24 protein-coding genes are annotated in these 26720 nt (G+C 36.0%); 9 read left to right on the top strand and 15 right to left on the bottom strand.

What is annotated here, in order from left to right; translation table 11 throughout:
* The 6 genes from G9C87_RS17040 to G9C87_RS17015 all read right to left on the bottom strand — a co-directional run bounded on the left by G9C87_RS17040 (nt 1) and on the right by G9C87_RS17015 (nt 6693).
* Nucleotides 1-1359 (bottom strand): M20/M25/M40 family metallo-hydrolase, encoded by a 1359-nt coding sequence (locus G9C87_RS17040; protein ID WP_172283341.1) that lies wholly within the window; start codon nt 1357-1359, stop codon nt 1-3.
* 1 nt (nt 1360) lies between these two features.
* A complete protein-coding gene (locus tag G9C87_RS17035; protein ID WP_172283340.1) occupies nt 1361-2767 on the bottom strand; it encodes a M28 family peptidase in 1407 nt (468 codons plus the stop codon).
* A gap of 56 nt (nt 2768-2823) precedes the next feature.
* Nucleotides 2824-4068 (bottom strand): DUF1015 domain-containing protein, encoded by a 1245-nt coding sequence (locus G9C87_RS17030; RefSeq protein ID WP_172283338.1) that lies wholly within the window; start codon nt 4066-4068, stop codon nt 2824-2826.
* A gap of 2 nt (nt 4069-4070) precedes the next feature.
* On the bottom strand, nt 4071-5036 hold the full coding sequence (locus tag G9C87_RS17025; RefSeq protein WP_172283336.1) for a D-2-hydroxyacid dehydrogenase: 966 nt from the start codon (nt 5034-5036) through the stop codon (nt 4071-4073).
* Nucleotides 5037-5158: 122 nt separating this feature from the next.
* Nucleotides 5159-6223, bottom strand: coding sequence for a 3-phosphoserine/phosphohydroxythreonine transaminase (gene serC, locus G9C87_RS17020; RefSeq protein WP_172283334.1), 1065 nt, complete (start codon nt 6221-6223; stop codon nt 5159-5161).
* Between the two features lie 119 nt (nt 6224-6342).
* Entirely contained in the window at nt 6343-6693 is a 351-nt protein-coding gene (locus G9C87_RS17015) for a 4Fe-4S binding protein (protein ID WP_048510542.1), read from the bottom strand.
* Nucleotides 6694-6752: 59 nt separating this feature from the next.
* Between G9C87_RS17015 and G9C87_RS17010 the strand changes: the two genes are divergently transcribed.
* The 4 genes from G9C87_RS17010 to G9C87_RS16995 all read left to right on the top strand — a co-directional run bounded on the left by G9C87_RS17010 (nt 6753) and on the right by G9C87_RS16995 (nt 9483).
* Nucleotides 6753-7787, top strand: a complete 1035-nt coding sequence (locus G9C87_RS17010; RefSeq protein WP_172283333.1) for an acyl-CoA reductase — start codon at nt 6753-6755, stop codon at nt 7785-7787.
* A gap of 24 nt (nt 7788-7811) precedes the next feature.
* Nucleotides 7812-8267 (top strand): peptidylprolyl isomerase, encoded by a 456-nt coding sequence (locus tag G9C87_RS17005; protein WP_172283331.1) that lies wholly within the window; start codon nt 7812-7814, stop codon nt 8265-8267.
* Between the two features lie 29 nt (nt 8268-8296).
* Nucleotides 8297-8983, top strand: coding sequence for a Bax inhibitor-1 family protein (locus tag G9C87_RS17000; RefSeq protein WP_172283329.1), 687 nt, complete (start codon nt 8297-8299; stop codon nt 8981-8983).
* A gap of 131 nt (nt 8984-9114) precedes the next feature.
* Entirely contained in the window at nt 9115-9483 is a 369-nt protein-coding gene (locus tag G9C87_RS16995; protein WP_172283320.1) for a hypothetical protein, read from the top strand.
* 123 nt (nt 9484-9606) lie between these two features.
* Here the strand turns inward: G9C87_RS16995 and G9C87_RS16990 are convergent, their stop codons facing one another.
* From G9C87_RS16990 to G9C87_RS16970, 5 genes are all read right to left on the bottom strand, one after another.
* Nucleotides 9607-9855 (bottom strand): DUF6952 family protein, encoded by a 249-nt coding sequence (locus G9C87_RS16990; protein ID WP_027375263.1) that lies wholly within the window; start codon nt 9853-9855, stop codon nt 9607-9609.
* Nucleotides 9856-9857: 2 nt separating this feature from the next.
* A complete protein-coding gene (locus G9C87_RS16985) occupies nt 9858-10163 on the bottom strand; it encodes a thioredoxin family protein (protein ID WP_172283318.1) in 306 nt (101 codons plus the stop codon).
* Nucleotides 10164-10224: 61 nt separating this feature from the next.
* Nucleotides 10225-10857: a peroxiredoxin gene (locus G9C87_RS16980; protein ID WP_172283316.1), complete on the bottom strand. Its 633-nt coding sequence runs from the start codon at nt 10855-10857 to the stop codon at nt 10225-10227.
* Between the two features lie 149 nt (nt 10858-11006).
* Nucleotides 11007-13946, bottom strand: a complete 2940-nt coding sequence (locus G9C87_RS16975; protein WP_172283314.1) for a M16 family metallopeptidase — start codon at nt 13944-13946, stop codon at nt 11007-11009.
* A gap of 12 nt (nt 13947-13958) precedes the next feature.
* The gene (locus G9C87_RS16970; RefSeq protein WP_172283312.1) at nt 13959-15152 is read right to left on the bottom strand and encodes a pyridoxal phosphate-dependent aminotransferase; all 1194 of its coding nucleotides are present in this window, start codon (nt 15150-15152) and stop codon (nt 13959-13961) included.
* Nucleotides 15153-15273: 121 nt separating this feature from the next.
* Here G9C87_RS16970 and G9C87_RS16965 point away from each other — a divergent pair, with 121 nt between their 5' ends.
* The 5 genes from G9C87_RS16965 to G9C87_RS16945 all read left to right on the top strand — a co-directional run bounded on the left by G9C87_RS16965 (nt 15274) and on the right by G9C87_RS16945 (nt 21033).
* Complete coding sequence (locus tag G9C87_RS16965; RefSeq protein ID WP_172283310.1) at nt 15274-16611, top strand: M20/M25/M40 family metallo-hydrolase; 1338 nt, start codon at nt 15274-15276, stop codon at nt 16609-16611.
* A gap of 87 nt (nt 16612-16698) precedes the next feature.
* Nucleotides 16699-17334: a 16S rRNA (guanine(527)-N(7))-methyltransferase RsmG gene (gene rsmG, locus G9C87_RS16960; RefSeq protein WP_172283308.1), complete on the top strand. Its 636-nt coding sequence runs from the start codon at nt 16699-16701 to the stop codon at nt 17332-17334.
* Between the two features lie 62 nt (nt 17335-17396).
* Nucleotides 17397-17801: a hypothetical protein gene (locus G9C87_RS16955; RefSeq protein WP_172283306.1), complete on the top strand. Its 405-nt coding sequence runs from the start codon at nt 17397-17399 to the stop codon at nt 17799-17801.
* Complete coding sequence (locus G9C87_RS16950) at nt 17801-18337, top strand: DUF922 domain-containing protein (protein WP_172283305.1); 537 nt, start codon at nt 17801-17803, stop codon at nt 18335-18337. The genes G9C87_RS16955 and G9C87_RS16950 overlap by 1 nt, the downstream gene beginning before the upstream one ends.
* Entirely contained in the window at nt 18334-21033 is a 2700-nt protein-coding gene (locus G9C87_RS16945) for a PD-(D/E)XK nuclease family protein (protein WP_172283303.1), read from the top strand. Before G9C87_RS16950 ends, G9C87_RS16945 begins: the two co-directional genes overlap by 4 nt.
* A 110-nt stretch (nt 21034-21143) precedes the next feature.
* Here G9C87_RS16945 and G9C87_RS16940 read toward each other — a convergent pair whose 3' ends face one another.
* From G9C87_RS16940 to G9C87_RS16925, 4 genes are all read right to left on the bottom strand, one after another.
* Nucleotides 21144-23087 (bottom strand): T9SS type A sorting domain-containing protein, encoded by a 1944-nt coding sequence (locus G9C87_RS16940; protein WP_172283301.1) that lies wholly within the window; start codon nt 23085-23087, stop codon nt 21144-21146.
* 161 nt (nt 23088-23248) lie between these two features.
* Nucleotides 23249-24427 (bottom strand): acyl-CoA dehydrogenase family protein, encoded by a 1179-nt coding sequence (locus G9C87_RS16935; RefSeq protein WP_172283299.1) that lies wholly within the window; start codon nt 24425-24427, stop codon nt 23249-23251.
* A gap of 159 nt (nt 24428-24586) precedes the next feature.
* Entirely contained in the window at nt 24587-25378 is a 792-nt protein-coding gene (locus G9C87_RS16930; protein ID WP_172283297.1) for an NUDIX hydrolase, read from the bottom strand.
* A gap of 22 nt (nt 25379-25400) precedes the next feature.
* A complete protein-coding gene (locus G9C87_RS16925; protein WP_172283295.1) occupies nt 25401-26591 on the bottom strand; it encodes an MFS transporter in 1191 nt (396 codons plus the stop codon).
* Between the last annotated feature and the right edge of the window lie 129 nt (nt 26592-26720).

Raw genomic sequence — 26720 nt, 5'->3', positions numbered from 1 at the left:
CTACCAGTTTTTATCAATCATATAAATAAGTTGTGTCATTACTACGGATCCCAGAAGCAGTTCCCTGCGATTTACCTTCTCAAAAGTATCTTCTTCCGTATGGTGGATGTCAAAATACCTTTGAGGATCGGGAACCAGCTCAGCTGTAGGTACTCCCATCTCATGGAGAGGGGCGATGTCGGATCCTGAATATTTTCCATCAAAATTATAAACGCCATAGGGTAAAAACAAATTAACCCAACCCTGGATCTGTTTTCTTTTAATATCATCCATTTCTAAGGATATTCCTCTTGGGCTAAATCCTCCTGCATCAGACTCTATTGCAAAAAGGTGTTTATCATTGGTCTCTTTTGCAGTTTTTCCATATTGTTTGCCTCCTTTGGTTCCATTTTCTTCATTCGCAAAACAAACTGCTCTTATGGTATGGTTATTTTGAATTCCTAATTTTTTAAATGTCCTTAAGACTTCTATACTCTGTACGATTCCGGCTCCATCATCATGAGCACCTTGGCCCACATCCCAGGAATCCAGATGGCCACCTACAACAATTACGTTTTGGTCTTTTTTACCGGTAATCTCCCCGATAACAGAGTGAGAGAGTTTTTCTCCCTTCATCCCACAGTTAGAATTGAGTGTTGCAATCACTTTCTGGGTTTTTAAAAGTTCTTCCAGTTGATCTGCAGTTGTATTTCCTATACAAACTGCGGGAATCTTTTCAATATTATCCTCATATTTCATGCCTCCGGTATGCGGAACATCGTCCAATGCAGAAGACAAAGAACGGACGATTGCAAATTTACCCCCTTTCTTTGCGGTAAGTGCGGCCGCAGAGCGTCTGTAAGCACCGGCATCCCTGTAAGCTATGAAAGTCTGTACATAATTCTGATCAAAAGGATGGTTAAAGAAAACGATCTTACCTTTTACTTTTTCAGCCGGAAGCTGCTCGTATTCTTCCAATGATTTGACCATAACGATTTCTCCGGAAACATCTTTTCCTCCTGTTCCTTCAGAGTTTCCCAAAGAAAGCATTTTGAGGCTTTGGGGCTTTCCTGAACCGGCTTTTATATATAAAAACTCTTTTCCCCTTTTCCAGACTGGAATCATAACTTCCTGCAGCCATACTTTATCTGCCCCGGCATTGCGAAGTTCTTTCGCTGCCCATTGTACCGACTTTTCGTAGGCTTCCGAACCACTTAAACGATTTCCAATATTTTGTGTTAGATCTCTGAGTTCTTCATATCCTTTTCCATTATTTAGAATTTCCGTGGAAATTTTACTGAATTGTATTGAATCTCCCTGGGCCTGAGCACATGTTGCTATGCTTAAGAGAGCTAAAGTGGTTCCTATTAATTTTTTCATATTACCAATTTTTATCAATCATAAAAATCATTTGTGTCATAGCGACAGCTCCCAGGAGAAGCTCTCTTTTGTTTACTTTATCAAAAGTATCTTCGGAAGAGTGGTGGTAGTCAAAATAACGCTGAGTATCTACTACTAATTCCGCAAGTGGGATATCCAGTTTTTTTAATGGTGAAATGTCTTGTATAGCGTAGGTTTGATCGAAATCATACACTCCATAAGGGAGAAAATAGTTTTTCCAATCAAATATCAGTCTTCTTCGCTGTGGAGCCATATCCAATGAAAACCCTCTTGGAGAGTAGCCTCCCGAATCCGTGCCTAAAGCAAAAATGTGTTTTTCATCTTTCTTTTTAACATAAGCAGCGTAGCCTTCTCTTCCCTGGCCACCGTTTTCACTATTGGCGTACAGGACAACTCTTATGGTGTGGTTGTTATCAATTCCTAAAGCTTTAATTGCTCTTAATACTTCGAGGCACTGTACGACTCCTGTGCCGTCATCATGAGCTCCTTCTGCAAAATCCCATGAATCCAGCTGTGCTCCTAAAAGGATTACCTTAGAATCTTTCTTTCCCGGAATTTCTCCGATGATATTATGATTGATCGTTTCTCCTTTTGATTCTGCAGACATATTAAGCTTTGCCTTGACAGTCTGTTTTTTTAACAATTTTTCCAGTTCATTGGCTGATTTTGCGCCTATGGTTACTGCAGGTATTTTTACCCTGTCATCGGGTTCATAATAGATCATTTTGGCGTGTGGAACATCATCAGATGCCGTAGTGAGAGATCTGATGATCAGGCCTTTTGCCCCTTTCTTGCCAATTACAGAAGCGGAGAGCAATTTAGATTTTGCAGAAATAAGATAGGAATCTACAGTATTGATGATCTTCTGGTCAATGGGAGAGTTCACAAAAATGATTTTATCCTTTACCTGAGCTGAAGTAAGAGCATTGAGTTCCGGAATATCATTCACAAGCAAAATATCTGCTGTAAGGTCTTTACCGCCTGTTCCTTCAGAGTTTCCGAAAGAAAGCATTCTGATATTTTTCCACTCTCCATTGTTGGTTTTTATCTGTAAAGATTCCTTTCCCCTGATCCATACTGGTACTTTAACTTCCTGCTTCCATATATTTTCGGCACCTGCTTCTTTCAGCTTTTTTTCCGCCCATTCCGTAGCTTTTGTATAACCCTGTGTAGCACTGAAACGAGGACCTATACCTTTAGTTAATTCTCCTAAATTCTCGTAGGCAGTACCATTGATTAAGATTTCATCAGAGATCTGTTTAAATTCATCTGCGTAGTTGAATTTGGCTGTGGTTAATTTTTTCTGAGGCTTTTTTTGAGTTTTTTTTTGAGAAAATAAAAATCCACTCAAAAAGAGTGGAAGTATGATAATGAATATTTTTTTCATTTTTTGATTTACCTTTTCTTTTCCGTGTATAAAAGTAGGAAAAAAAAGGAAATAATTTAAGGTTTCATGTCGTACATTAAGAGTGCTGTAACCAATTTCGGTTCAATAAATGTACATTTTGGAGGCATACTCAATTTAAGATCTGAAATTTTAATCATATCGTTAAAACTTACCGGATAAATTCCAAAACCTACTCGTCCTTCACCGTTGTCTATTTTCTCTTTTAGAATAGTGATACCTTCAAGATTGGAAGTTCCCTTTACATAGGAAATTTTATCTGAACTATCAGGATCTTCTATCTTCAATATGTTTTTAAAGATGTATTTGTCCAATAAATGGTGGTCAAGGTTATCCAATGACATTTCCTGGGAGCGAAGGTCATGCTTCACGTGCAGCGAATAAAATTTACCGTCCAGATACATCGAAATATGGAATTTCTGTGAAGGGTAGTATGGGGTTTCTTCTTTTTCGTGAATCAGGAAATAATGTTCAAGCTGTTTTAAGAAATCGTCAGTAGATAAATCATTAATATCACTTACAATTCTGTTGTAATCATGGATCTTAATGGACTGATTGGACACGATAAAGCTGAATACGAAATTATAGGCTTCCGTACCGTTGTGTCTTTTATTTTTATCTTTCTGATGCTTTGCATTCAATGCTGTGGAACCAATTCTGTGGTGACCGTCGGCAATATAAAAAGAATCGATCTGCTCGATGACTTCTTTGAATTGCTGTAATTTAAGACGGTTGTCTATTCTCCAGATTTTGTGTCTGATCCCTTTAGAGTCAACGTGGTTGAAGATCGGCACGTTTTTCTCCTCATGGTTCATAAGAAGCTCCACTTTGGAATTGGCAGGGTAGGTAAGAAGTACCGGTTCTGCCTGTAAGTTTACTTTTTCAAGATAATGTGCCAGCTTTTCCTTCTTCTGAGGGATGGTACTTTCATGTCTTTTGATTTTTCCGTTCCAAAAATCTTCAAGACTTGTTAGACCAAGTAATCCTCTGAAAACCTGTTTGTTGGGGTAGATCTGTTCATAAAGATAGTATGCAGAACTGTCCTGAACGAGTTTTTTCTCTTCCAGAAGTTCTTCAAACGTAGAACGGATCTTCCTTAGGTTCCGGTCAATATCTTTTGATTTACTTACAACATAGGGCTTTATCATATTGATGTAAGTATTTTCAACCTGAGCTTTTTCTGCAATTTCCTCTTGGGTGAAATTGTCTAATGGATGGGTAGGAAAAGTTTGCTCAAGATCTTTATGAGGTCTAATTCCGCGAAATGGTTTAAAAACAGGCATATTTATTTTATAGTTTCTTTTTGTAGCTTAATAATTTGTTCTGCAAGTTCTACCCCGATCTTTTCCTGGGCATCCACTGTATTGCCTCCTACATGAGGAGAAAGGGACAAAGATGGATTCATCAGTAAGATCAGTTCAGGAGTAGGTTCATTTTCAAAAACATCCAGTGCAGCTCCCGCCACTTTTCCGGATTCAATGAAATCAAGAAGGGAAACTTCATTGATTACCCCACCTCTTGCAGTATTTACGATATAAACACCATCTTTCATTTTCTCGAACTGATCGGTGTCTATAATATATTCATTGGTTTTAGGAGTATTAATACTTATAAAATCAGTGTCCTTATAGAAAGAATCAGAATCGTTGGTAGATGTAATTTCAAAATCCAGGGTTTGTCCGTCAAAAAAAGATAACGATAGGGTCTTTGTTTTAGGTTTTCTGGTCAATACCTTAACCTTCATTCCTAATGCAATTCCCATTTTCACTACTTCCTGACCAATACTTCCAAAACCAATCACGCCTAATGTCTTTCCCGAAAGCTCATAGGCATTGCTGAATGACTTTTTCATTGCATCAAAATGAGTTTCTCCTTCCAAAGGCATTAATCTGTTGGATTCGTGAAGAAACCTTGCTAAGGAAAAGAAATGAGCAAATACCAGCTCGGCTACGGACTTAGAAGAAGCCGTAGGGGTATTGATGATTTGTATTCCTTTGATTTTGGCATATTCTACGTCAATATTATCCATTCCGATCCCGCCTCTTCCAATAATCTTCAAACCCGGGCAGGCATCAATAAGATCCTGTTTCACTTTGGTGGCACTTCTTACCAGCAGAACATCAACATTATTTTCGTTAATAAAATTGATGACATGATCCTGCGCAACACGGTTGTTCAGAATTTCAATTCCAGCTTCTTTTAAAGCGAGTTCTCCTGCTTTGGAAATTCCATCGTTAGCTAAAACTTTCATACTTTCTTTTATTTAAAAATCTAAAGATTTGAAAAATTTAAATATTTAAAATTGGTTCGCAAATTAATAAAATTATAATTAGCATTATAATCTTTCAATTCTTCAATTTTTTAATGCCTCAATTACTTAATGGATTTCATGACATCAACAAGAACCTGAACACTTTCAATAGGCAAGGCATTGTATAGACTTGCTCTGTAACCTCCAAGGCTTCGGTGTCCGTTTAACCCATTGATTCCTGCTGCTTTCCATGCATTATCAAAAGCTTCTTTTTTAGACTCATCGACTAATCTAAAAGAAACATTCATTAGTGAACGATCCTCTTTTACACAGAACGTTTTAAACAAAGGATTGTTATCTATTTCATCGTAAAGAAGTTTAGCTTTAGCCTCATTTCTTTTTTCTGCTGCTGCAATTCCTCCGTTTCTTTCAAGATACTGAAGTGTTAATAAAGATGCATATACCGGGAAAACCGGTGGTGTATTATACATTGATTCCTTACTGATATGTTGTTCATAATCAAAATAAGAAGGCATGTTTTCTCTTCCTGTTTTTCCCAGGATTTCTTTTTTTACAACAACCAGTGTTACACCTGCAGGTCCCATATTTTTCTGAGCTCCGGCATAGATTAAATCGAATTTAGTAAAATCCAGTTGTCTTGAAAAAATATCTGAGCTCATATCGCAAACCATCAATGTATCCACTTCGGGAAACGATTTCATCTGAGTTCCATAAATAGTATTGTTGGATGTGCAATGGAAGTAATCATAATCTGAAGAAACAGTATAGTCTTTTGGAATGAAAGAGTAATTTTCCTCTTTTGAAGAACCTACAACATCTACAGTTCCTACTTTTTTAGCTTCCTTTATAGCTCCGGCAGCCCAAGTTCCTGTATCCAGGTAAGCAGCTTTACCACCTACTTTCATAAGGTTGTATGGAACCATTGCAAACTGTAAGCTAGCACCACCACCTAAATATAATACTTCATAATCATCACCCAGGTTCATCAGCCTTTTTACAATGGCACGTGCTTCGTCCATCACCGAAACAAAATCCTTACTTCTGTGAGAAATTTCAAGGATAGATAACCCGATACCGTTGAAATCAAGAATAGCTTCTGCTGATTTTTGAAATACCTCTTCTGGTAAGATACATGGTCCTGCGCTGAAATTGTGCTTTTTGCTCATATTTTTATTTTTTTGGTTGTACAGGTGTTTTTAGAACCTGTGGTTTCACTTTATATTCTTAATAGATTTATAGAAATTATAATTAAAAAGCCGTCTCATAATTGATGAGACGGCATTTTTTATTCACCGTGTAAGAACGCTTTTTTATTTAGTAGTGCTTCTTCGGATTCTACATGATCTTCATCCGGAACACAGCAATCTACAGGACAAACTGCAGCACATTGTGGTTCTTCGTGGAATCCTTTACACTCTGTACATTTATCAGTAACAATAAAATAAACATCATCACTTACAGGTTCCTGAGGTGCATCCGCATCTACCGTTAATCCTGATGGCAATGTTACAGTACCACTTAACTCAGTACCTTCGGAAGCTTTCCAGTCTACGGCTCCTTCATATATTGCATTATTCGGGCATTCCGGTTCACAGGCTCCGCAATTAATGCATTCATCAGTTATTTTAATAGCCATCGCTAATTTTTTTTAAATTTGCACAAAATTACAAAATATTCCCCAATTTTGCAGTAATTATGAATATCGAAAATCAAGTTTTAGGACTTATTAAACTAAGTGATTATATAAGAGCGTATTTAGCAAAAAGTACGGAGGAGTTCAACGAAAGTGATTCTGAATTTGAATTATTGTTGAGAAAGTCGGAAATAGAGAATCCGTGGTTTACTATTGATAATCAGAAATTTGCTTTCCGGCAATGGGCTGAATTGCTTACCGAAACGAATATAAAAGATTGGCTTAAAGACTATTCTGCATCTGAAACTTCAAAGCGGGTAGGGCTTATCCTGGCAGGAAATATTCCTCTTGTAGGTTGGCACGATGTGATCTCTGTTGTATTAAGTAATCATATTCCGGTGATCAAATTATCGTCAAAAGATCAATATATAATTCCTTTTTTATTAAAAAAATGGAGGGAATTTTCTGATAATAACGTGGAGTACGAATTTGTTGAAAGATTAGACAATTTTGATGCTGTAATTGCTACAGGAAGCAATAATACCGCGAGGTACCTGGAATACTACTTTAAAAATCATCTGAACATTATTCGTAAAAACAGGACATCGGTTGCTGTTCTGAAAGGAGATGAAACAGAAGAAGAGCTTAAGCTTCTCGCGAATGATATTTTCCAATATTTCGGATTAGGTTGCAGAAATGTCACGAGGATTTTAATTCCTGAAGATTTCCTGATCGACAGGCTTTTTGAAAGTTTTATCGATCATAAAGATATCATCAATCATCATAAGTATGCTAATAATTATGATTATAACCGCGCAATTTATCTATTGAACCAGGATAAGTTCTGGGATAATAATTTTGTGATGTTAAAAGAAGACGATAAATTGTTCAGTCCTCTTTCTGTTATCAATTTCAGTAGGTATTCTTCAATGGATGAAGTGAGAAATTTTATTGCGGAAAATGAAGAAAATATCCAATGTATTGTGGCTAAAGATGAATTAGGATTAGACTCTATTCGTTTTGGCGAAGCCCAGAATCCGGGATTGAATACATATGCAGATAATGTGGATACCATGAAGTTCCTGGAAATAGTCTAACTTTAAGCCACCAAATCTCATAGTATGAAAAAATTGTTTTTTACCATAAGCCTCTTTACCGCGCCATTTTTATTTTCACAAAAAGTGGTAGGCTTAAAAATTCAAAATGACAACAGAAAGGAATCAACAGTAGATCTTGATAAGGATAAAATTGCATTATATAATGAAAAGTATTTTGCATTTATACAGGCTCTGAAAACTTCTGCTGATCGCGCAACAATCGATGGTTTACTTTCTGAAAAGGTAAAGACCCTCGTGACTGATAAGGTATTGCAGAAGCTTAAAGACGGGATTCAGCTGGAGAAAAAAGCTGAAGTCTTTAAATCAGGTCATCAGACGTTGATGGATGGAATAAGCTATCCTTTTATTCAGTATAAATATTCTGATGATAAATCCCCTTTGCCAAAAGATCTCATTACTGTTTTATTTGAGGAAGATGGCAGGATTATTGGAGTAAAACCTGTCGAGAAAAATAAATAAATTCAGTATATTTAAAGAAAATATAAATTATGATTAAAGACGTTTTAGTAGCACAGTCTACCGATGTAGAGAAGGCTGCTTTTTACAAAAAAACCTATTTGCATGTTGCGCTTTCTATCCTTGCTTTTATTGGAGTTGAAACGATCTTATTGAAAACAGTTCCACAGGAGCTGATTTTTATGATGTTTGCTCAGAAGTATGCATGGTTATTGATTATCGGTGTTTTCTGGCTTGCTTCCGTTTTGGCAGCCAAATGGTCGTTGTCGCAAAGCAAATCAACACAATATTTAGGGCTTGGATTTTATGTTTTATTGGAAGCTGTTATTTTCCTGCCTTTGATTTATATTGCAATGGTATACTCTGGGCCTAATGTTATTTTTCAGGCGGCTATGTTAACCATCGCTATGTTTGCTGGTGTATCGGCCGTAGCATTTACCTCCAAAAGGGACTTTTCATTCCTGAGAAACATCATTGTGATCGGTGGATTTATAGCAATTGGCCTTATTGTAGCCGGAATGATTTTCGGGTTCAATCTTGGACTTTGGTTTTCTGTAGGTATGGTGATTCTTGCTTCTGCAACCATTCTATACCAGACAAGTAAACTTAAGGATTCTTATGCTACAGATCAATATGTAGGTGCGGCTCTTCAACTTTTCGCTTCAATCATGCTTTTATTCTGGTATGTTTTAAGCATCCTGATGAGCAGAAGAAGCTAAATAATCAACACAGTATATTCGAAAGATCCCGATGTTATGCATCGGGATCTTTTAGTATATCAGTCTTAAAAAATACAGAATGTCAATTTTTTTGTATTTTGGGTGCAACAACTTAATGCCAAAACTTAATTATGGAAACAAAATTTGAAGGAGGAGTTAATATTGCCATAAAAATTCCTAAAAACAAATACGAACAAACGATCTCTTTTTATAAAGATATTCTCAAAATGGAGATTGAAGAGAAGCCTATCGATAACCCTACAGTATCAAGAACTCACGAAGTGAAGTTTGGCGGGAATACAGTGTGGCTTGATTGTGTGGATAATTATACCCATTCCGAAACATGGCTTGAGCTTAATGTGCCTGATGTACCGGCAGCGATATCTCATCTCAAGAATCATCATGTAGAAACATGTGATGAATTTGAAAAAATCCCTGATAATATGCATTGGATCACAGATCCGGCAGGGACGGTTTTTATTATTAAACAGCGTGATTGATATTGTCAAAGGCTGTAAACTAAAAAAAATCCTGATGTATTATCATCGGGATTTTTAGTATTTAGACATCAGGTGATCTAATCTTTAAATACTTTAATCTTTTAATTTTAAAATAAATTAAAACTATTTATCTATAGATCCTAATACCTTTTGTGCAAAAGAGTTTAAAGCATCTTTTTCGCTCATTCCGTTCTGAACATTAGCATGAACTTCTAACGCTCCACAGATATTGGTAATAAGCTCTCCTGCTACATTTAAATCTTCTTCACTCGTTCCTCTGAATTCACTGAAGCTTTCCAATACTTCAAGGGTCTTTTCCAGGTTTTCAGGGGTCTGATTCTGATAAAATTGTCTGATTACGGGTAACTTCATAATTATAATTCGTTGAAAAGGTTAATTAAACTTTCTGCCTGATTGGATTGAACCTGGTTAACAAGCGCTCCGTTTTTAAAGATCGCAAACGTAGGAAGATTATCTACTTTAGCCAGTTTTCTGCTTTCAGGTAATTTCTCAGCGTCTACATAAAGAAATGGAATCGCTTCATTTTCAGAAGCCAGTTTTTTGAACTTTGGTTTCATAATTCTGCAGTTTCCGCACCATGTAGCACCGTATTGAACGACTACCTTTTCATTATCGTTTACTATATTCTGTAATGTATCTTCTGTTAACTCTGTGTACATAATTGTTGTTATTTTAATTTAAAAAAAATGGGGTCTGAAAATTCAAACCCCATTATTATTTTTAGTTTTTAGCTAAATATTCAGCGGTTGAATTTCTGTCAGCTTTCATAGCCTCTTTACCTTCTTCCCAGTTTGCAGGACAAACTTCTCCATGCTTTTGAACGTGAGTATAAGCATCTATTAGTCTTAAATATTCTTTCACGTTTCTTCCAAGTGGCATATCGTTTACAGACTCATGGAAGATTTTTCCTGTTTCGTCGATAAGATATGTTGCTCTGTAAGTTACATTAGAACCTGTAAAGCTTTCATTTCCTTCTTCATCGTATTCGAAATCCTGATCTACAATTCCTAAGATGTTTGCTAATTGTCTGTGAGTATCAGCTAAAAGAGGGTAAGTTACACCTTCGATACCTCCATTGTCTTTTGCAGTGTTCAACCATGCAAAGTGTACTTCGTTAGTATCACATGAAGCTCCGATTACTTTAGTGTTTCTTTTTTCGAATTCACCTAAAGCATCCTGAAAAGCATGAAGCTCTGTAGGGCAAACAAAAGTGAAATCTTTTGGATACCAGAATAAGATAACTTTCTCCTGATTTTTAGTCGTTTGTTCAAAAATGTTGATTCTTAAATCATCACCCATTTCAGACATCGCATCGATTGTTAGATTCGGGAATTTTTTTCCTACTAAAGACATAATTTTTCTGTTTTTATATTTAAATTTTCTGTTGCAAATATAGGAATGATTTGTCTATCGAACAAATGTAAATCGATTAATAAAATCTATAATTGTTTTCAAACCGATAGAAAGAAAAAAGCTCTGAATTCAGAGCTTTTTCATTATATTTAGTAACCGAAAATTTCGTTTAAGTTGAGTTTTTTTACCTCTCCTAATTTTTTCATGTCGGCTTCATTTACTTTGTCCTGAGATGCTACAATACAGTAGGTGAAATTTTTACCTTTCATTTCCTTATCGTGGAAACTGTTAATGTCTGCGAATGACAGTTTAGGAGCCTGATCATAAACATTCTTTCTGATATCAGTAGAATTGCCCAGCTTTTGAGCTCTTAAATAAGTAAAGATGATTCCGTCCTGGGTGATTCTTTCCGAAGCGATAGATTTCTTTAAACCACTTTTAGCTGTTTCAAATAGTTGTTGAGACTGCGGTAAAGTAGTGAGAAGCTCATTCATCGCTGTAGTGGACTCATTGAATTTATCTGCCTGAGTTCCTACATAAGCAGTAATCATATCTTTATCTTCTTTTTTGCTTGGAAGAGAGAAGTAAGAATAAGTAGAATAAGCCAGGGCTTTGGATTCTCTTATGGTCTGGAATACAATTGATCCCATTCCACCTCCGAAATAATTATTGAATAAGCTTACCGTAGGAGTAATCGTTGCATTATATTGCTCTCCGTTTCTTACCCAGAAAACTTCAGCCTGAACCATGTCATAATGAGCAAATAATACTTTGGTCTTATCTGTTGGTACCTGGGTGAAAGTTTTAGACTTCGGCATATCTTTTAAGGTAGCCGGAAGCTTGTGGATGGGAGTGAGGGATGCAACGGCTTCACTTCCGGATTTCGGACCGTAATACAATACTTTGTGTTTGTAGTTGAACAAATCGTGAAGTATTTTGATCAGGTCTTCTGCTTTTAAGGCATCAAGTTCTGCATCTGTCAATACATTATTAAATGGATTTTGAGGGCCATATTGTGCGTAGCTTCTCAATCCAGCCATGATGCTGCCTTTATTCTGTTTTGCATTGGCTCTCGCTTTTTTCAATCTTGCTTTATAAGAATCTAAAGCAGCCTGGTCAGCTTCACAGTTTTTGATCAGGTCTTCGAATAAAGCTAATGTTTTATCAAAATTTTCGTTGAGACCTTCTATGGTTACATAGGTTTCCTCATTTCCGGCGCCTACGCTGAAACTTGATGCAAGTTTATAGAATTCCTTGCTGATGGTTTCGGATGATTTATTTTTGGTTCCGAGGTATTGAAGGTATTCTGCTGCCAAAGGAAGCATTTTGTTGTTCCATTTTCCTGAATCGAAGTGATAATACATCCTGAATAATTCATTATCTGTATTTTTTACAGAAAGAACATCGATGCCGCCTAATTTATTTTTTGCGATGTCTTTATCGAAATTCAGCCAAACCGGTGCGATGGCCGACTCAGGCATTTCGTTGATCTTTTTCAGGAAAGGAGACTGGTCGTCCCTGTTTACAGAAACAGGAGTAATTGTAGGTTTATCTACTTTTATAATGTTTTTATCTTCTCCTTTTCTCTTATAGATGGCAACGTAATTGTTGTCCTGAAGATATTTGGAAGCAAAGTCCATGATATCTTTTTTAGTAAGTTTCGATATCTCTTCTACATATTCCAAAGCTGCTTTGTGGTCAATATCAGAAGTGAACTCATCCATTAAAGTACTTGCTCTTGAAGAGTATTTTTCATTATTCTGAATGATATTCTTCCTTTCGTTATTTACGATAGATTGTATAAGATCATCAGAGAATTCTCCCTTTCTTAATTTATCAATCTCCTGCAGTAACAATGTTTTAACCTGATCTAAAGATTGACCTTCTGTAGGGTTTCCTTGCAGGAAGAGAACAGAGTAGTCTTTTAAAACATAAGGGAAGGCATAGGCGGCTAATAATTTTTGTTTTTTCACAAGATCAAGGTCAATAAGTCCCGCTTGCCCGTTGGTTAGCATGCTTCCTATCAGATTCAGAAGTCTGGCATCTCTTGTTGTCGCCCCCGGAAATCTGAAGCCTATCGTGATGTTTTCTGGGTTAGGGCCAAATACTTCTTTAGTAATCGGTGCAGTAATAGGCTGCTCTTGCCCAACAGTGTAAGCAGGAATCTCCTTAGGTTTCATATAGGAGAATTCTTTATCGATTTTAACGATCATTTCATCAGGATTGAAATCTCCAGACATGATGATTCCCATGTTGTTAGGAACATAATAATTGTTAAAATATTCTCTGATTGCTTTTAGGGAAGGGTTCTTTAAGTGTTCAACGGTTCCGATTGTAGTTTGTTTCCCGTAATTGTTATTTGGAAATATGGCCGCGAACATCGCTTCATAAACTTTTCTTGAATCATTATCCAGGCCGCGGTTCTTTTCTTCATAAACTGCTTCCAGCTCCGTATGGAAAAGCCTTAAAATGGGTTGTCTGAATCTTTCTGCCTGAACAGCTAAGAATTTATCGGTAACATTTGAAGGGATGTCTTCCGTATACACCGTTTGTTCAAATGATGTAAAAGCATTGGTGCCATCTGCTCCCATTCCTGACATCATTTTATCATATTCATTGGCAATGGCATATTTCGCTGCCTCTCCGGATACTTTGTCTATTTCTTTGTAGATCTCTTTTCTCTTGGCTTCATCTTTTGTCTGATTGTATTTTTCATACAATGCATCGATCTGATCCAGCAGAGGTTTTTCTTTTGCCCAGTCTTTGGATCCGAACTTGTCGGTACCTTTAAAAAGCATGTGTTCAAGGTAATGGGCTAAACCTGTATGATCAGCAGGGTCGGTTTTGCTTCCTGCTTTGGTAGCAATATACGTCTGGATTCTTGGGTCCTTTTTGGTTGGACTTAAAATAACAGTTAAGCCGTTTTTCAGTTTATAATATCTTGCGGCGGTTGGGTCATTGGTTACATATCGGTAAGTATAACCGTTGGCCGTAGCTTCTTTCCACTGGAAATCCTGTGCATGAACATAGCCTGTAAAACTAGCTGCTGCAATGCTTGTTGCAATAGTGATTCTCTTTAATAAATTCATCGGTTGGTATTGTTAGTTAAATTTTTCTAATAATTCCTTGATTCTTCTCATGGCCTCTCTTAGATCATCTTCTGATGCAGCATAAGAGAATCTGATGCATTCAGGGCTTCCAAAGGAAACACCACCAACGCATCCTACATGGGCATTTTCTAAAATAAACATAGCAAAATCATCAGCATCTTTAATTTCGGTTCCGTTCAAAGTTTTGCCTATATAGTAAGAAATATCCGGAAAGAAATAGAAGGCTGCTTTAGGCAAAAGAACCTTGAATCCCGGGATTTCAGTGATCAGATCATAGACAAGATCTCTTCTTTTTTTGAAGGCATCAATCATGTATCTGTATTCTGAAGGATCTGTTTTCAGAGCAGTAATAGAAGCTCTCTGGGCCATTGTATTGGCTCCGCTGGTCATTTGCCCCTGAACTTTTTCACAAGCTTTCGCCAACCATTCAGGACATGCGGAATATCCTATTCTCCAGCCTGTCATTGCAAAAGCTTTGGACATTCCGTTGATTACGGCTGTTTGCTCATATACTTCAGGAAACTGGGCAATAGATGCTGTTTTAGTTTCATAGTTGATAAACTCGTAGATTTCATCAGAAATCACAGTGACATGAGGGTATTTAGCAATGACTTTAGCCAGGGATTTTAATTCGTCGTAAGTGTAATATCCACCGGAAGGATTACAAGGTGAACTGAATAAAACAGCTTTGGTTTTGTCTGTAATCGCTTCTTCCAGCTGTTCGGCAGTGATTTTGAAATCAGTTACATAAGAGGTAGGAACCATAACGGAATTTCCGCCCATCATTTTTACCATTTCGTCATAACTTACCCAATACGGTGTTGGAAGGATCACTTCATCTCCGTCATTGATGATGGCAGCCAGAACATTTAAAATAGCTTGTTTGGCACCATTGGAAACACATATTTGTGTAGGTTTATATTCTAAATGATTATCTCTTTTTAATTTATATGCAATAGCTTCACGAAGCTCCAGAAAGCCCGGAACAGGAGAGTAATGACTGTAATTTTGATTAATGGCATCAAAAGCCGCTTGTTTTATATTGTCGGGAACATCAAAATCCGGTTCGCCAAGTGTTAAGCTGATAACGTCTATTCCGTTGGCTTTCATTTCTCTAGCCTTATTAGACATTACAAAAGTCTGCGAGTATCCAAGTCTTTTTACTCTATCTGAAAGTTTGTCCATGTAATATTTTTGTATTGTAACAAAAATATATAATAAAACTTAATTTAAATATAATATTAAAATAAAAAAAGCTTCTCAAGCTGTACGTTTTGTATATTTAAATCATCTTACATTTAATTTTATGAAATACTCTGTTCTTCTGCTGTTGATTCCGTTTATAGGTTTTTCACAAATACCTGAAAAAGACGGTGAAATAAAAAAATATGTTTCCGAGGTAAATTCGGATTCCCTGAAAAGTTATATCAACAGTCTTGTAGGTTTTAATACAAGACATACGTTAAGCCAGGTAAATGATCCGGGAAATGGGATAGGAGCGGCCAGGACCTGGGTTTTAAGTAAGTTTAAAGAATATGCAAAAAATTCAGGGGGAAGAATGGAAGTTTATTTGCAGCAGCAAGATATTCAGCCGGATGGAAAAAGGGTAGATCAGGTGACTAACCTTGGGAATGCGTGTGCTTTTTTAAGGGGGACTGACCCTTATGACAAAAGGGTTTTCCTGATTTCAGGACATCTAGATTCTCGTGTTACGGATGTAATGAACAGGACATCGTTTGCTCCAGGGGCAAATGACGATGGAAGTGGAGTAAGTGCTGTGATAGAAGCGGCAAGAGTTCTCAGCAGATCCCAGTTTCCGGCATCTGTTATTTTCGTTGCTTTTTCCGGAGAAGAACAGTCGCTGCTTGGTTCTAAATTACTGGCAGAGAAAATGAAAAAGGAGAATGTGCAATTAGAAGCTGTTTTGAATAATGATATGATAGGAAATGCCAAAGCGGGAGAGACTGGTGAAATCAATGATCACACACTGCGGGTGTTCAGTGAAGGATTGCCTTATGCTGACCTGGATAAAAAAGCTTTGGGATTAAGAAATCTGGGCTTGGAAAATGATGGCGAATCCCGTCAGTTAGCGAGACACATTAAGGAGGTTGCTGAAAAATATGTGAAAAAACTTGAAGTAAAGCTGATCTACAGAAATGACAGGTTTTTACGTGGAGGAGATCATTCGAGCTTTGTGAACTATGGATTTCCTTCTGTAAGATTGACGGAATATTATGAAAATTATGATCATCAGCATCAGGATATAAGAAAAGAAAATAATAAGCAATATGGTGATCTTCCTGAGTTTATTGACTTTAACTATTTACGAAAGAATGTAGCTGCCAATGTTGCTGTATTAGCCAGTCTTGCTAAATCTGCATCAAAGCCCGAACAGGTTGAAATAGAAGTTAAAGAACTTACCAACTCTACTGTTCTGCATTGGAAAAAACCAAAATCAGGACTGGCTGCAGGCTACTATGTGTTAGTGAGAGAAACAGATAATCCTTTGTGGCAGAAGAAAATATTTACCAAGGAGCTTTCACTGAAAATCCCGCTCTCAAAAGACAACTATATTTTTGCAGTACAAACCGTGAATACAAGCGGAAACGTAAGTGTACCGGTGATACCGGCTATTGCAAAATAATCTTATTGGCTTAAAAACCCTGATTTAGGCGACTTAATTTGAATACAACGTGAAATAAACTTATTTTTGCAAATTATAATAATTCTTATGTCTATATCGTTACTATTAAAATATTTTCCGAATCTCACAGAAAATCAGATACAACAATTTACTCAATTGGAAAGTCTCTATAATGAGTGGAATGAAAAGATCAATGTGATTTCTAGAAAAGATATGGAATCTTTATATGAAAAACATATCCTGCATTCATTAGGGATTGCTAAAGTAATGGAGTTTTCTCCCGGAACCCGGGTTCTTGATATTGGAACGGGAGGTGGTTTTCCCGGAATTCCTTTAGCTATTTTATTTCCGGATTCTCAATTTACACTCATAGATTCCATCGGTAAGAAGATCAGTGTTGTAAATGCTGTTGCAGAAGGAGTAGGACTTACTAATGTTACTGCAATCCATGGTAGAGCTGAGAAATTAAAAGAAAAATTTCACTTTGTAGTAAGCCGGGCGGTTACTCAAATGCCTGAATTCCTAAGATGGTTGAAAGGTAAATTTGAAAAAGAACAATTTAATACAAAGCATAATGGGGTGCTATATCTGAAAGGAGGAGATCTCGCTGAAGAGCTTGCCGGTTTGAAGTGTGAAATTTATAATCTTAATACTTATTTTAAAGAAGAGTTTTTTGATACCAAAAAAGTAGTTTATTTATCGAAAGGGAATTTTAATTCTTAATTTTCGTTAACAAAGGAATAATTTTTGCTAAATATTTATTAATAATCGAAAAATATTGTGTTATGAAAAGACTTTTAAATATTGGGTTTTCTGCAATAATTTTAGGGATAGTTGTTGCTTCCTGTCATGATGATGATTATGAATCCATACAATCTATTGATAAGGTAAAAATTGATAGCGTAAAAATTTCTAAAGACACGATGAACGTTTTTGATATTCAGCATATAAAAACTTATTCTTCTTATGTGTCACAATGTGAAGGCTTCTATGGCTATGATTACATTCACAGTGATAATTTAACCAGAACGGTTACTGCTTATAAATTCCGAACTGATGCTCAATGTTCACAATCTACCCATCAGGGTATGAATCAGATCAATTTCAATCCTCAGCAGACCGGAACTTATACCTTTAAATTCTGGCAGGGAACGAACAGCTGGATCACCAAAATCATCGTAGTGAAATAATGAAGTGGACCATCTTTATTTGTCTTTTGGTATCCGTTCAGATATTCGGTCAGAAAATTATCTGGAAAGAAGATCAGAAGCTTACCTGGGATGATTTTAAAAGTCCGGTGAGCAGAAAAAGCAATAAAGATGTAGTTGCCTATACCCATTGTGGTTGGGAATATTCCGTTGTCACTTCCTCCAACCCTGCATCTCCTGTGAAAATTGAAGTTCTAACTATTTTCAATAAAGATAAGTCGTGGAAAGATGTCAAAAGGATTAATGATTATGTGTTACTCCACGAGCAAAAGCATTTTGATATTGCTGAACTATATGCCAGAAAGCTTCGGAAAGAAGTAATTGAAAACATTAAAACCGCAGGTGATTACCAGAAAAAATTCAAAGCTATTTATGACAGGGTGTTGCATGAATACAGAGATTTCCAGATTGCCTATGACAAAGAAACACAAAATGGAATGAATAAGGAAAAGCAAGCTGAATATAATACCAGTATAACGGAACAGTTAGACCAATTAAATAGCTATAAAAAGTCTTGAAATTTCTCAATAAAATCATTCACGAACTCTTAGCCCAAAATACAGATTTATCCGTATTTAATATTGTTATTCCCGGAAAAAGACCCATTGTTTTTATCCGTCAGATCCTTGAGGAAAATAATTATTCAGGATTTCTGCCCAACTTTTATACGATAGAGGAACTTATTGACCGTATTGCGGATAAGCAACCCATTCAGGGGATTGCCCTGTGGCTTTTTGCGTTTGATGTCTATAAAAGTCTTAACCTGATTCCCAACGATAATTTCTCTGACTTTCTGAAGTGGTTTCCTACTTTACAAAAAGACTGGGATGATATTTTGAAATTTTCAGATAGTGATGAAGTAGTACTCCAGTATATGTTTGATGAAGAGAGGATCAAGGAATGGGCTCAGAATTTAGGAGAAGATGATGATGTTCCAAGGAAAAAGTTCCTTAATTTCTGGAGGAATATGAATATTTTTCTTCCTGTTTTAAAAAAGAAATTACAGGAAAGGAATTGGGCTACTTCAGGAATGATCCATGAAACAGCTAAAGCTAAAATAAACGATTTCGCCAAGGCGACCGACCAGCAGTTTGTATTCTGTGGGTTTAATGCTTTCACTCCGGTGGAAGAAAAGCTGGTGAGGAGTTTGCTCCAATGGGATAAAGGACAGTGCTTTTTCCAGGCGGATCATTACTATTTCGATGATGAAAGACAAGAAGCCGGAAAGTTTCTGAGAAATCATAAGTTGTGGAAGGAGTTTAATGACAGCAGGGCTTTTCAGTGGATCGAAGATGATTTTAACCAACCTAAAAACATCAAAGTTTATGAAGTATCCGGTAATGTAACTCAAACAAAAATACTGCCTGAAATATTCAGTGAAATTGAGAATAAAACCTATTCGAATACTGCATTGGTGCTGCTGGATGAAAATCTGCTTCCGGCAAGTCTAGATGTTATGCATGGTATTGACCATCTGAATATTACCATGGGGTTTCCTCTGAAGAATCTCTCTTTTTCCAATGCTGTCAAACAGCTTTTCTATCTCCAGAAACAATTGGAAAAAAATAAATCCTCATATTATTACAGGGATTTGTTTCCTATCCTCGAAGAGCTCCCGAAATCACCTGAAGATGAACAGATTATCAATCAGTTTAAAACAAGGATAGAAGAGAGAAATATCGTTTATATATCCCAGAAGCTATTACGGGAACTTTTAAGCGGACTCTCTTATTTTCATTTACTTCAAAAGGCAGATTCAACAGGACGCTACCTTGACATGCTTATTGATTTTTGTAAGAAGATTAAATGGTTGGAAATAGATGATATCCAATATGAAAATGTTTCCCATTTTGAAAATGCATTCAGGATCATTAAAAATCAGGTGACCCCTTATGATTTTGAGATTAAGATGGAAACGCTTGAAATACTTATTAACCAGCATATTAATTCCGAGAGTATCGACTTTCAGGGAGAGCCTTTAAGAGGATTACAGATCATGGGATTGCTGGAAACCAGGCTTTTAAATTTTGAGAACGTGATTCTGCTATCTGTAAATGAAGGAAAGCTGCCCTTAGGAAATTCGCAGAATACTTATATTCCTTTTGATATAAGGAAGTTCTTTGATCTTCACACCTTTTTGGAAAACGATAGTATTTATGCCTACCATTTTTACAGGCTGATTCAGGATGCTCAGAATGTACATCTTTTATTCAATGCTTTAAGTTCAGGCGTTAACAGTGGTGAAAAAAGCCGTTTTATTACCCAGATTGAAATGGAAAGCTCACACAATATCGAGCACCTGATTATAGAAAATTCCTCTGAACCCATTTCCTCTCAGCCTATTGAAATTAATAAAACGGATATTGTTCTGGAAAGGCTTGAAAAATGGAAAGAAAAAGTATCTGCTTCCCATTTGACGAGTTACCTTTATAATCCTATCGATTTTTATTTATCAAAGATTTTAAATACATCGGAAACTGATGAAATCGAAGAAGAATTGTCTGTTAAAAATTACGGAAATCTGGTTCATTATTCACTTCAAGAAGTATATGAAGTACTTAAAGGTAAGATATTAAAAGAAAACGATTTAAGAGAATCAATTAAAGCAATAGATCAATATATCGATATAGCAATTGAAAAGCTTAAACACCAGCCGGAATTCTATGAAAAGGGAATGAATTTTATCCATAAAGCAATTGCAAAAAAAGTAATTGAAAGCATTCTTACTTACGATCTGGATCTTGTAAAGTCAGGAAACAAACTGGAAATTATTGCCATCGAAAGAAGGTTTGAGAATGTGGATTTTTATCTGGACGACATCACAAAAGATAAAGTTTCTTTCTTTGGATTTATAGACCGTATAGACCGCCTCAACGGAACTGTAAGGATTATCGATTACAAGACCGCAAAAATTAAAAATCTGATCGTAAAAATTGATGCTGATAATGTAGATGCCTATTTTCATAACAGCGACAGAAAACAGGCTCTTCAGTTGTGTATTTATCAGTATGTAATTCAAAGTCTTCCTGAATTCTGGGGTTTTCCTGTTGAAACCGGGATCTGGAGTTTCGCAGAGGCAAAAAAAGGGGTTGTTTCCCTGCAATTTGAAAAAGGTGGTATTGATGAAGCTATGAAATCGGTACGTAGTCTTATTCTTGAAATTCTTAACCCTGAGGTTAGCTTTAAAGAAAACATCAAATCATTTACTAATTAAGCTGAATGAATGCTGATGTTCACGGAGTTCTTCCTTTAAAAAAAGCTGCCTTATATATGTAATATAAGGCAGCTTTGGAATCAATATAATTTGAAATGAAGAAAGTAATGTTATAATTTTATTTTCTTGTGAATAGTTTTTCCATCAGATAGGGTTACCTGCGTTACATAAACTCCCGGTTCCAAAGATTTGGATTCAAAGCTAGAGGAAGTAAGATCCACATTTTGTATTAATGTTCCTGAAATTGAATAAATATGAATGTTTTTCAGGCCATTTTTGGCGCGGACTTTAATCTGATTATTTTGAGAGAATATATCAGTACTGTTTTCTACATTATTTCCGGTGATGCTCTTATTGAACTGGAGACCATAGAATTCTGTTAAGACTTCAAATGTGTAATTTTTTGATTCTAAGGTATTTGTGTTAATTCCGCCTTCTCTTGTATATTCTTTTTGAGGAATTGTTTTAACAAGGCTTTTATTCTCATCAAATATATTAATAGCCATCAACTCATCAGGATTGATCTTTAAACTGATTACATTATTGTTTTCGGAATTTACAATATCCTTTTCGCTAATAGGAGTTGGGGCATTTTTGATATATGAGATCCATTTATTTTCATCGTTTTGAGATACTTTTAGTAGATATACACCATCTTGTAAAGTGCCTAAATTCTGATGAGTTAATGATTTTCCTTGAGAATTATCTTTGTTAAAATCTTTTATTTCAATCACTTCCATGGATCCTGAATTAGGTTGTATCTGTGACGAATAAAGAGGATTTAGCTTTGGTTGTGAATCAGCGGACTTTGAAGTGATTTTTGCCCATTCATTAAAAAGCCCACCGCTCCTGAGGGTATTAAATTTTGCATTAGATGCCAGAACAAATGGAACTATTCCTCCAACATGTCCCAGAGGACCCCAGTAAAAAGACTGAAGCTTATATTTATCCAGATCCCACCATGAGTAATAGCCTCTTTGTACATCAATTGTTTTTGATGTATTTTCAGGTGGGATCGCAAGATCTACACTTGAGTGCCCTAAAGTCATAGGCGTTTTGTTATACCAGTCATAAACATCATTTGATTTTAAACAAAGTCTGAGTTTATTATTGTTGTTATTAGTAACGTCATTCACAAAATTATTTGTGAAAAGTTTTCTCCAGATGAGAGGTCCCCATAATAACCCTCCATTATCCTGCAGGACATGATAATTATACTTATCCATATATTCCGCGGAAATAACCTCTGAAATACTGGTGTTATATGTTTTGTATCCTATGTTGTTACAGGTATTTACTACGTTGGCCAGGAAAGAAGTAAATGGATAGACATCTTTTTCTAAAACCCCTTTTTGCAGTGTAACTCCTGAAAAATCATACGGCCCGTCACCCATGTAGGCATATTTGAATTTCAATTGAGTGGGATTCGAATCGTTCAGCTTTTTTAAAGTAGACATTGCAGCGTGTGCTCCCTGGGAATATCCTGTCAGAAAATATTCATCATAACGCTTTATCCCTAACTGTGCTAATACTTTATTGGCAGCTGTTACAAAATCGATAGTTGCGCTGGCTTCAGTAGGGTAATGGACATAAGGATGAACGCCATCACCACTTCCCATTCCCACATAGTCCGGAGCCATAAGGATATATCCATTCAGTACATAGGATAATTCAACAACGAATCCTGCGTATAATACACCCCTTAAATTAGAAGGAACATTATTTCTGCTGTCTGTTGTTCCATGGTCGGAAACAACGGTAGAAAGTTTGTAGTTAACGTTAGGGTACATAACCAGACCGGTTGCTTTTACCAGTGTATTGTTTTCATTTTTAGTGTAGTAAGTAATTTTGTACGCTTTCAAACCCACGTTAAATCCATTAAGATAGCTTACAAAATCAGGAGCATTTTGTTCTCCAAGGTTATTGGCGATAAAATTGATAACTCCCTGGGGAGTTAAATCCAGCTTTTGTTCAAAACTGGCAACGTCTCCTGCCTGCTGGGAAAAGTAAAATGGAGCAGCAAGTCCAAGCAATAAAAGAGTAATTTTTTTCATAATGACAATTTTTGGTTAGGTTAATATAGAATTTTTTAAAATTAAATTCACCTTGTTGAGATATCAATAATTATTCATAGAATAGTAGTATTGCAATTATTACAAAATAAAAGCGTCCGGTCAGCTGACCGGACGCTTTATACATCTCTATTATTTTATACTTAGAAAGCATTAATACCAGTAATATCCATTCCGGTAATTAACAGGTGAACATCGTGGGTTCCCTCATAAGTAATTACCGATTCAAGGTTTGCAGCGTGTCTCATCATTGGGAATTCCCCCATGATTCCCATTCCTCCTAAAATCTGACGGGATTCTCTGGCGATATCTATAGCCATTTTTACGTTATTTCTTTTAGCCATTGAAATCTGTGCAGGACTTGCTTTGTGATCGTTTTTAAGATTTCCTAACTGTAAACAAAGCAATTGTGCTTTTGTGATTTCTGTTAAAAATTCAGCTAATTTTTTCTGTTGTAGCTGATAAGATCCGATTGGATTGCCAAATTGTTTTCTCTCTTTAGAATACTGAACAGCAGTACAGTAGCAGTCAATTGCTGCCCCGATTACTCCCCAGGAAATCCCGTATCTTGCCGAGTTAAGGCAAGAAAGAGGTCCCTTTAATCCCGTTACTCCAGGAAGAAGGTTTTCTTTTGGAACCTTTACATTATTGAATACCAATTCTCCGGTTTTAGAAGCTCTCAAACTCCACTTATTATGTGTTTCAGGAGTCGTAAATCCTTCCATTCCTCTTTCAACGATTAATCCCTGAATTTTTCCTTCTTCATTTTTAGCCCAAACTACCGCAATATCGCATAAAGGAGAGTTTGTAATCCACATTTTCGCACCATTCAGAAGATAATGGTCTCCCATATCTTTAAAATAGGTTTCCATAGAGCCGGGATCTGATCCATGGTTAGGCTCTGTTAATCCAAAAGATCCGATCATGTCTCCGGATGCCAGCTGAGGAAGGTATTTTTTTTTCTGTTCCTCAGAACCAAATTCATTAATAGGAAACATCACCAAAGAACTTTGTACAGAAGCGGCAGAACGAACTGCTGAATCTCCTCTTTCCAATTCCTGCATGATAAGACCATAAGAGATCTGATCTAATCCGGAACCACCGTATTCTATCGGAATGTATGGACCAAGCGCACCTATTTTCCCTAATTCTTTCATTAAACCAGGTAAATCTGTATGATTTTGAGCAGCATGATCTATCTGAGGCATTACAAAGCTTTCTACCCAATCCCTTATAGATTGGCGGATTAGCTTGTGTTCTTCGGTAAGTAAGGCATCAATTCCGTAATAGTCAGGAATACTTGTAAGAGGATAATATGACATTTTTTAAATTTTCCTAAAAATAGCATTTTTCGCGATTTCAGAAAAATTTTTTTTGCTTGCTTTATTTCAGCCTATTTTTTTAATGTACCTGCAGGACATATAGAATTACGCCAACTTTTTAGGATGACGATAATCTAAGCTTTAAATAAGAACGTTGAATTATTCCTCTTCCTCTTCGTTGGAAATAGGATAGTGGTTGGCGGAATTATGGATTTTATTCTTGAATTTATAGAGATAGGGCGCTTTGTTGGCAGAGCCATCATATAGTTTTTCCAGTCTTTCAAGAATATTTAAGCTTAATATTTTACGCTGAAAATTATTCCTTCTGAATTTCTGACCTAAAATGGTTTCGTACAATGACTGCAAGTCCTTCATGGTAAATTTCAACGGTAATAAATTGCTGGCAGCCACCTCGGTATTGATATTCATTCGAAGGTATTCCAATCCTGTTTCAATAATTTTATCATGATCAAATGCCATTTTAGGCAGGTTATTCACTTCAAACCATTCACAGGTTTCATTAAAAGCGTCCGGAAAAGTATTGGCAAGGGAAAAGTCAATAAGACTGCAATATCCTACAGTGATGAACCTTTGAAATATCCAGTGATTTCTTGGTACTTCTATGCCTTTATTTTTAAGCAGGATCTGGTGGACATTGTTTTCCGTACGGTCTATCCTTCCAAAGGTATGGAACTGTTTCAGGAAAATGTCCTTCAGGTGGGTTCTTTCGTAAAGTACACGTTGAGCAGCCTCTCTCAGATCTTCATCATTAAACACAAATCCGCCGGGAAGTGACCAGAGATCTAAATCATGATATTTTAAGAGCAGAACTTTCAGGATATTATTGTGAAAACCAAATATGGTACAGTCCACTGAAATGTGGGCTACAAAGTCTTTAGTATCAATAAGCTCCTTAAGAGTTTCTTTATTTTTTGAATCCTTGATTTCCATGGGAGTAAAAATAAAATTATTTTCAATATGTTTTTTTAATAAGTTTAAAATAAATCAAACTTATTGAAAAAAGGACAGTTACAATAAATAAAATGTATAGTGGATAGTACGTTAGTAATTGATTTTCAAAGAGTAGTGATATAACGATAGAACTTACTGAACTTCCCAAAGACGAAAAAATAACGATTAATGAAGTAAAAAGATTCGTTTTTTCTTTATCCACCTGAACAATCATTTTGGAATTAAGAACCGGATAGAGAGGAGAAAGAAACAATCCGATAACAGGAAATAAAAATAAAATGACCTTTGAATCTTCAGAATCAAGGTATTGTATTCCTAAAATACCTGCTAACACGAAAATAATAAACAGTAAGCAGAAGATATAATATTTTGAAAGATGAAAACGATGGATAACATTCGCGGTTATTGTTCTTCCTACATAAGAGAAAAGAGCTAAAAAGGAAGACGCCTGAAGGGCAAAGAACGAATTGACCTTCAAATGGTTTTTATAAAATGAAGGTAACCAGGAATTAAAGCTTTGTTCAACAAATACAATGGAAAAGACAACAACCAGAAATACAACAATAGAAGGAGTTACAAATCCTGACAGGTCGGAAAGAAAGGTTTTATTTTCAAAATTCTTTTCCGGTTCAGCGATCTCCAATCTTGAAAACAAAATAATGGTAACAAAGGAGAGTAAGGAAATTCCGATAAACCCAAACTTCCAGTATTCCGAATATTGACTGGAGATCAGCCACCCAAACCCCGTATTGACCACAAAGATCCCGATCATGAATGATGCTTCTACATTACTCATGGTTTTGGTAAGGGATTTTTCATCGGAAATATTATTTCTGATAATTCCGAAAACACAAATCTTCCCTATGGCAAAGCATGTTCCTATAATAGCAAACCAAAGCTTATAAAACCAGAATACTTTTACGAAGGGGAGAATTGATGAACAGATTCCTACAATAATCAGAGCAAAGATCAAAGCTTTTTTTGTTCCGATCCTGCTTATAAAATTGACCGCAAAAAGAGAAAAAAAGGCAATTGGTAAATCTTTGAAAGATTCCAAAAGTCCTAATTTTTCATAAGTGATTTTGGCTTCGGAAAGTTGCAAGATAACAATACCCATGCAGTTTAAGACCATGGAGAAAATGAGGAAGGTAAGTTTTAACGGAAGTGAAATATTGTGAAGCTTGCTCGTCATTTTGGGGATTAATTTTATTAAATTTTTATGAGTTTTTATGAAATTTTAATCAAAAAAAAGGGCTTTGAACCCCCAAAAATAAAAGAAATATTAAAATATTTATTAATATAATGTTAACTATTTAAAAAA

Origin of the sequence: Chryseobacterium sp. LAM-KRS1 (assembly GCF_013184525.1) — a bacterium.
GTDB classification, from domain to species: domain Bacteria; phylum Bacteroidota; class Bacteroidia; order Flavobacteriales; family Weeksellaceae; genus Chryseobacterium; species Chryseobacterium proteolyticum.
This window is presented reverse-complemented; position numbering and strand designations above follow the sequence as displayed.